We start from the raw sequence: 6689 nt of genomic DNA, 5'->3' as shown, positions 1-6689 counted from the left end.
TGAAGATTCAGGTGGATACGTGAGCGAAGTAACTGTGGTAAAATAGCGAAGAAGAGGAGGGGTTGTCTGTGCTTAGAATAGGCTCTCATGTACACATGTCCGGTGCGAAAATGCTGCTCGGTTCAAGTGAAGAAGCCGTATCATTTGGAGAAAATGTAATGATGATTTACACCGGGGCGCCGCAAAACACAGTGAGAAAACCAATTGAAAAATTGAATATTGAAGCGGGACGTGCGCATATGAAGGAGCACGGCATTGAAGAAGTTGTCGTTCATGCGCCTTATATTATAAACATAGCAAACACAGTAAAACCGGAAACATTTGCGCTCGGTGTATCTTTTCTAAGAAAAGAAATTGATCGCGCAGAAGCAATTGGTGCGAAACAAATTGTGCTTCATCCTGGGGCTCATGTCGGCGCAGGCGTGGATGCAGGTATCGCTAAAATCATTGAAGGCTTAAACGAAGTGCTCGAGACGCGGGATAAAGTTCAGATTGCTTTGGAAACGATGGCTGGAAAGGGCAGTGAATGCGGATTCCGTTTTGAACAGTTGGCAAAAATCATCGATGGGGTGCAGCTGAACGAAAAATTATCGATTTGTTTCGACACCTGTCACACAAATGATGCAGGCTATTCAGTGGCTGAAGACTTTGACGGTGTGCTTGAAGCATTTGATCAGCTCATCGGTGTTGACCGAATTAAAGTCGTGCATGTCAACGACAGCAAGAATCCACAAGGAGCAAAAAAGGATCGTCACGAAAACATCGGTCTCGGAACGATCGGTTTTCAAGCACTCAATTATATTGTGCATCACCCGCAGCTGGACGCGCTGCCGAAGATTCTAGAGACGCCTTATGTAGGCGCGGATAAAAAAAGTAAGAAACCGCCTTATAAGTATGAAATCGATATGCTGAAAAAGCAAAAGTTTAATGAGCAGCTGATCCATGATATCAAAACAGGGTCATAAACAATAAGGGAAGAGCAAAAGCCGGGTCCAATTGGATTCCGGCTTTTCTATTCGTTCAGATCAGAGGTTCTTTGCAAGCTGCTCAAACTGTTTCTCTAGATGTTCGGCTAAATTCTCACCGATTTCCTCATCCAAGATCCGTCGAAGGGCTTTCTGACCACTCGGCTGAAACGGATTGATCCCTTTATTACGCACACGTCCGGCCACATGTGCCGCTTGTTGTTTTGTGACATGGATCTTGCATTGAACGGCGTATTGATACAATTCTTCAGCTGTTAAATGGTTCATTTTCTGAATAACTAATTGTTCGATGATCGGATTCAAGAACCCCACTCCAATCGATGATATAGAATGCACTCAATGATTAAGTTATGATCGGTGACAGAAAAAGATGACAGCGGTTTAATCGAGACAATTCTGAAAAATGTCGGAACTTGTCTAACAATAATTGCCAATAAAAGTGTCACAAACCGATCGATTAAAGTATAATGAAAAGCATCAGGAACATTTTAGAGAAAAAGAGATAAAGAAAAAGATAAGTATTGGGGAAATGGTGAAAAAGTTGTTACTAATGCAAGAGGAGTGATAACCATTATTTACCGAGAATCCTTTCTAACCGTTACCGAAAAGGAACAATTTGAAGAGCAGCTTTCAATGGAAATTCGTTTTTGCATTGATCCTTCAGGACATATTTTGGAATGCAATAAAAAAGGACAAGCACTCGTCGAGCAATTTGGTCATGATTTTCTGAAATTTTTTTCAGATTTATATGTTGATGAAGCACAGAACTTTCTAAATGCGATTAAAGAAAGCGATGATATTGTTACGGCTCTGCTGCATGATCAGTTAAATGAACTTGGTCTGGGCACTTTATATAATGGGTTCACAAAGAACGGACAAATTATTCTGGTTGGTTTCTGTACACAGACTTTGGCACGGCTGACAGGTGAATTTGTACATGAATTAAGGAATCCACTTACGATCATTAAGGGATTTCTTCAGCTCAGCAACTATACGAAAGAATATGAGAAATATCATCCGGTGATTTTATCTGAAATTGAGCGGATGCATACCATTTTGGATAACTTTTTAACCATGTCGCTTCGAAAATGTACGTATAAGAAGATGAATCCACATGAATTGTGCAAACAGCTCGTCGCACTACTGTCAGCTGAGTGCACGGTTAATCATGTTGCTTTTGATTATGACATTGCCTATACCGAGAACCATTGCAATGTCGATCTCGATCGAGTAAAACAAGTCGTGATTAATTTGTTGCGAAATGCGATGGAAGCATTTGAGGCAAAAAATAATGGAAACAAAATCGTGCTTCGGGGCAGTGTTGAAGATCGCGGCTATCGCTTCTCGTTGATCGATAACGGTCCCGGTATGGATCGCGAGGTGCTGAAACACTTAGGTCAGCCGCTCTATACTACAAAATCAAAGGGGACAGGTATTGGTATCTCTTTGTGCAAAAAGATTATTGCGGAGCATCGCGGAACGTTCTGCGTCAGCAGCGTGCCAAGAAAAGGAACAACTGTCAGCTTCTATCTTCCGTTTGTTTCTCCAGTATGATAATTTCCAATAAATACATCTGTGAAAATGATCGTTCTGAGTCACACTATATATGATCCTAAAATGAAAGCGAGGGGTCATTATGGCTGATAAGGATCATAATCACAAAACAGACTCAACGTACGATAAGCAAAACGCGTACAACAATGAGGAATATGCGCGAGAATTGGCTGCCGATCAATACGATCCAGAAGCAGATCGAGATCATGGTGACCGACGTGTCATGGAAGGCGGCAAGGGGATTGGCTGGCTCGGACTAATCTGTTCCGTGATCGCATTATTTTTCTTGCCGATCGTTCTAGGCATCGCCGGGATCATTATTGGTTATATTGCACTTCGACAAGGGGCCCGCGCTTTAGGCGGTTGGGCCATCGGTATCGGTTGTTTGGCTGTGTTGATTCAATTACTTTCGCCGCTGTTTTGGTAAATGAAGCAAAAGAACCTTTACTAGGGTAAAGGTTCTTTTGTTGTTAAAGCATATTTCTAGAGATGTTTATGTGATACATGTTACACTTTAAACGATAAAATACGAAAAAATTGTAAAGGAATGGGTGTGCATGGAGACAATCAAAGCAATTCAGACAAGACGATCCGTACGTAAAGTATCCGATAAAGAACCGTCAAAAGAACTTATTGAGCAAATTTTGGATGCGGCAAGGCGTGCGCCAAACCATATGAATACAGAACCATGGCATTTTATTGTGCTTACTGGAGAAGGACGTAACAAACTCGGTGCTGTGTATGGGAAAGAAAATCAGAAATTGCTTAAGGATGCAAACCAAGAAACAGTGAACGCAGCCTATGAAAAAGGGATTGCAAGCGCGAAACGTGCTCCGGTCATCATTGTTGTAACCATGGAGCCAAGCGACAATCCGCGTGCAGTTGCGATTGAGGATGTAGCGGCTACAGCGTGTGCGGTTGAAAATCTGATGCTTGCAGCTCATGAACTGGGACTGGGAAGCATTTGGCGTACAGGTGGTGCAGCATATACGGAAGAAGCGAAAAAAGCATTTGGCGTTTCTGAAAAAGGACGGGTTATGGGCTTCGTATATGTTGGCTATCCGGAAGAAGGCGTTGTTCCGAAAGTACCAGAACGCAAGTCCGTAGCTGAAATAAGCGAATGGATAGACGCGTAAAATTCGAAAAAATCTCACAAGGCTAAAGATCGGATCTGTTCCGGTCTTTTTTTATTTATATGATGCTCGTGTGCAGCCCGAATGTTTTTTGGTTCAAAGGCAAGGGGTTCAATTGATTCTTATTTGCTGTGAAATTAGTCATATTCATCGCGTATGGGTCATACAAATAATCGTCAGCTCGGACGAAGAAAAAAAGAAAGGAAAAGACAATAGTGGAGACTCATTTAATTACGTATGATGATGCGGTAAACGATCGGCTCTTTAGCACGGGACAATTTTCACCCAGGGTTGCGGTAATGATCCCTGCGCACAATGAGGAAGATTCGATAGCGGACGTCTTGAAAAGCTTATCTGAGCAATCGATTCCTAAAGGATTGGAGATGGACATTTATATTGCGCTGGACAACTGCACCGATAATACAGAAAAAGTCATCATGCAATGTAATGAACGCTATCACTTATCTATTTTTCTCCTCCATACAGTGGATAACAAGCAACGTAAAGTCGGTGCGTTAAACCAGCTGTATCAATTGTTTTGGGGGAATCCAATTGATCCTGTTCACCGAGATATAGGGGGGCTTCAAAAGAAGTATGCAGAGAGTATTGTGGCGTTTGTCGGCATCGACGCAGATGTCTATCTTGATAAAGACTGCATCCGAATTTTGTGGAGCGAGCTCAGCCAAAACCATAAAATTGGGGCGGTTTCTGCAAATTATACATGTCTTATGCCGGAGAGTGCACGCAAGCACCTAAGGAATGATCCGAATCGTGAACGATTGCTTCGGCAAGGAAAGTATGGCACTCCGCTGAATCGATGGTGGGTCGCGCAGCAAAATCGTGAATTCGCGCAGTGGACAATGAAACAAAAATACGCCGGCCACTTTGCGGAAATCGCCGGGGGGCAGTGCAGCATCTTTCGACCTAAGGCAGCCAAAGAGGTAAGCGAATGCTATAAGCTTAACGGACTCTATGATGATAAGTCGGATACCGAGGATCTGCTGCTTACTCAATACATTAGAGCTTGCGGATGGGTCTGCCTGATCAGCAAGGAAGCGCGCTGCTATGTGGACAGTATGAAAACACTTCATACGTATTGGAGCCAGCGAAATAAATGGGTTTCCGGGACCACGGACTACATGTTGCAGGATGGCTTGAGCACGAAATATGCGCGTCGCCTGTGGATTCAGGAAAGCGGTCTTTTCATCAATTTGCTGATTCGCTGCTTATTTGTTGTATTGGTTGGACTCTCCGTGCTTACCGAACAGTTTTATTGGAATTGGATTTGGATCACGCCAATCATTGCTGCTTCAATTTTGAATCTGATTTTAACCCTAAAAACGCCAAACAGCCGGTTCATCGATGTGGTGCTGGCAACCTTATTGATAAGCCCTGAAATTTATTTGTGGATCACGATCGGTACCCATATTAATGTATGGCTGGCAAAGATAAAAATTACTAAGCAAGATGGTTGGGCGAATCAATATCGTGCGGAGACCGGCCAAACACGCTCTCATTTTGTTCTTTATTTACTTTTATTTATCTTCGCTGTCGCAACAGCCGCGTATTTTATTGAGATTAACTCGAGCTTGCTGGCCAGCCAAACGATTCAGGCCGCTCTAAAGCCGTATCTCATGCAGGGATTCGTGGTGCTTACTCTTTTAACGATTTTCGAGTTAATGGTTATGATTCGTCAAATCTGGCGTCTGAGGGGTCCATATAAAGCATGAAAAACCGCCAAACATCAGTACAACTGTGTTTGGCGGTTTTTGTGCATCGATTAATCGGAGCACTCAATGGATGCACAATCAGATGTTGATTTTTTCTTGTTTCTCTTTTTTCTTTGCAAAGTATTCATCCGCAAGTTTATCGATTTCAATTTTTAGTTCGTCAACCATTCGATCTTCAGGAACTTTCCGAATGACTTCGCCATGCCGGAACAGAAGACCCTCACCGCGCCCGCCGGCGATGCCAATATCAGCCTCGCGGGCTTCACCGGGTCCATTTACGGCGCAACCTAACACGGACACTTTAATTGGTGCATTGATTTTGGAAATATACTGTTCAACCTCGTTCGCAACTTTGATCAGATCGATTTGGATACGGCCGCATGTTGGACACGATACGAGCGTTGCTGCGTTCGTGAGACCGAAACTTTTAAGCAGTTCACGGCACACTTTCACTTCTTCAACAGGATCGGCAGAAAGAGAAATGCGCATGGTGTTGCCAATGCCTTTATTAAGTAAAATGCCTAAGCCGGCCGCACTTTTAATCGTTCCGGAAAAAAGAGTACCGGATTCTGTGATTCCCAAGTGAAGCGGGTAATCAAAAGTCCGTGCAGCTTTCTCATAAGCTTCAACAGCTAAATGAATATTTGACGCCTTCAGTGAAACGATGATGTCATGAAAATCAAGGTCTTCAAGAATCTTAATATGGTGCAAAGCACTCTCGACCATTCCGTCTGCCGTTGGGTAACCGTATTTTTCAAGAATGTGACGTTCCAGCGAACCGGCATTGACACCAATGCGGATCGGGATATGCTTTTCTTTAGCTGCTCGAACGACGGCTTCAACATTTTCCTGTTTACCAATATTTCCTGGATTGATTCGAATTTTATCGGCGCCGCCTTCAATGGCCTTCAATGCAAGTTTATAGTTGAAGTGAATGTCCACGACCAGCGGAATCTTGATTTGTTTTTTGATTTCCGGAATGGCAAGGGCATCCTCCATGGTCGGACAAGCCACCCGAACGAGTTGACAACCTGCTTCCTCAAGCCGATGAATTTGTTCAACGGTTGAGGCAACATCTCTTGTCTTCGTTGTTGTCATACTCTGTATGATCACTTCATTAGAGCCGCCAATGGTTAGATTGCCAACCTTGACTTTTCTGGTTTTCGTGCGGTGTGTAAGTTCAGACACGAGCGATTCGCTCCTTCGTAAAATGAATGACTAGATAATCTTTCAATTAAAGTCAGTATATCATGAATTTGCCGAATCTGTATGAAGAAATGATCGAC

The 6689-nt window shown here is 43.2% G+C and carries 7 protein-coding genes; 5 read left to right on the top strand and 2 right to left on the bottom strand.

What is annotated here, in order from left to right:
- The first annotated feature begins 68 nt into the window (after window positions 1-68).
- A complete protein-coding gene (locus SIN01_RS13455; protein ID WP_010025218.1) occupies window positions 69-965 on the top strand; it encodes a deoxyribonuclease IV in 897 nt (298 codons plus the stop codon).
- A 60-nt stretch (window positions 966-1025) separates the two neighbouring features.
- Here the strand turns inward: SIN01_RS13455 and SIN01_RS13450 are convergent, their stop codons facing one another.
- Window positions 1026-1289: a DUF2624 family protein gene (locus tag SIN01_RS13450; protein WP_010025217.1), complete on the bottom strand. Its 264-nt coding sequence runs from the start codon at window positions 1287-1289 to the stop codon at window positions 1026-1028.
- Between the two features lie 258 nt (window positions 1290-1547).
- On the opposite strand from SIN01_RS13450, the gene SIN01_RS13445 reads away from it, so the two are divergent.
- The 4 genes from SIN01_RS13445 to SIN01_RS13430 all read left to right on the top strand — a co-directional run bounded on the left by SIN01_RS13445 (window position 1548) and on the right by SIN01_RS13430 (window position 5403).
- Window positions 1548-2540 carry a sensor histidine kinase gene (locus tag SIN01_RS13445; RefSeq protein ID WP_010025216.1) on the top strand — a complete coding sequence of 331 codons (993 nt, stop codon included), beginning with the start codon at window positions 1548-1550 and terminating at the stop codon, window positions 2538-2540.
- A gap of 82 nt (window positions 2541-2622) precedes the next feature.
- Window positions 2623-2967, top strand: coding sequence for a hypothetical protein (locus tag SIN01_RS13440; RefSeq protein WP_010025215.1), 345 nt, complete (start codon window positions 2623-2625; stop codon window positions 2965-2967).
- Between the two features lie 130 nt (window positions 2968-3097).
- Window positions 3098-3676: a nitroreductase family protein gene (locus SIN01_RS13435; protein ID WP_010025213.1), complete on the top strand. Its 579-nt coding sequence runs from the start codon at window positions 3098-3100 to the stop codon at window positions 3674-3676.
- Window positions 3677-3888: 212 nt separating this feature from the next.
- Window positions 3889-5403 carry a glycosyltransferase family 2 protein gene (locus SIN01_RS13430; RefSeq protein ID WP_039745963.1) on the top strand — a complete coding sequence of 505 codons (1515 nt, stop codon included), beginning with the start codon at window positions 3889-3891 and terminating at the stop codon, window positions 5401-5403.
- Window positions 5404-5481: 78 nt separating this feature from the next.
- On the opposite strand, the gene ispG is transcribed toward SIN01_RS13430, so the two are convergent.
- A complete protein-coding gene (gene ispG / locus SIN01_RS13425; RefSeq protein WP_047034907.1) occupies window positions 5482-6591 on the bottom strand; it encodes a flavodoxin-dependent (E)-4-hydroxy-3-methylbut-2-enyl-diphosphate synthase in 1110 nt (369 codons plus the stop codon).
- Window positions 6592-6689 lie beyond the last annotated feature (98 nt).

Origin of the sequence: Sporolactobacillus inulinus (assembly GCF_006539285.1) — a bacterium.
GTDB lineage: Bacteria > Bacillota > Bacilli > Bacillales > Sporolactobacillaceae > Sporolactobacillus > Sporolactobacillus inulinus.
The sequence above is the reverse complement of the archived record's forward strand: the minus strand, read 5'-3'. Positions and strand labels throughout refer to the sequence as shown.

Bases quoted from the DNA above. Each gene is read 5' to 3' on its own strand.
- SIN01_RS13440 (WP_010025215.1), top strand. From the start codon at position 2,623: ATGGCTGATAAGGATCATAATCACAAAACAGACTCAACGTACGATAAG.
- SIN01_RS13435 (WP_010025213.1), top strand. From the start codon at position 3,098: ATGGAGACAATCAAAGCAATTCAGACAAGACGATCCGTACGTAAAGTA.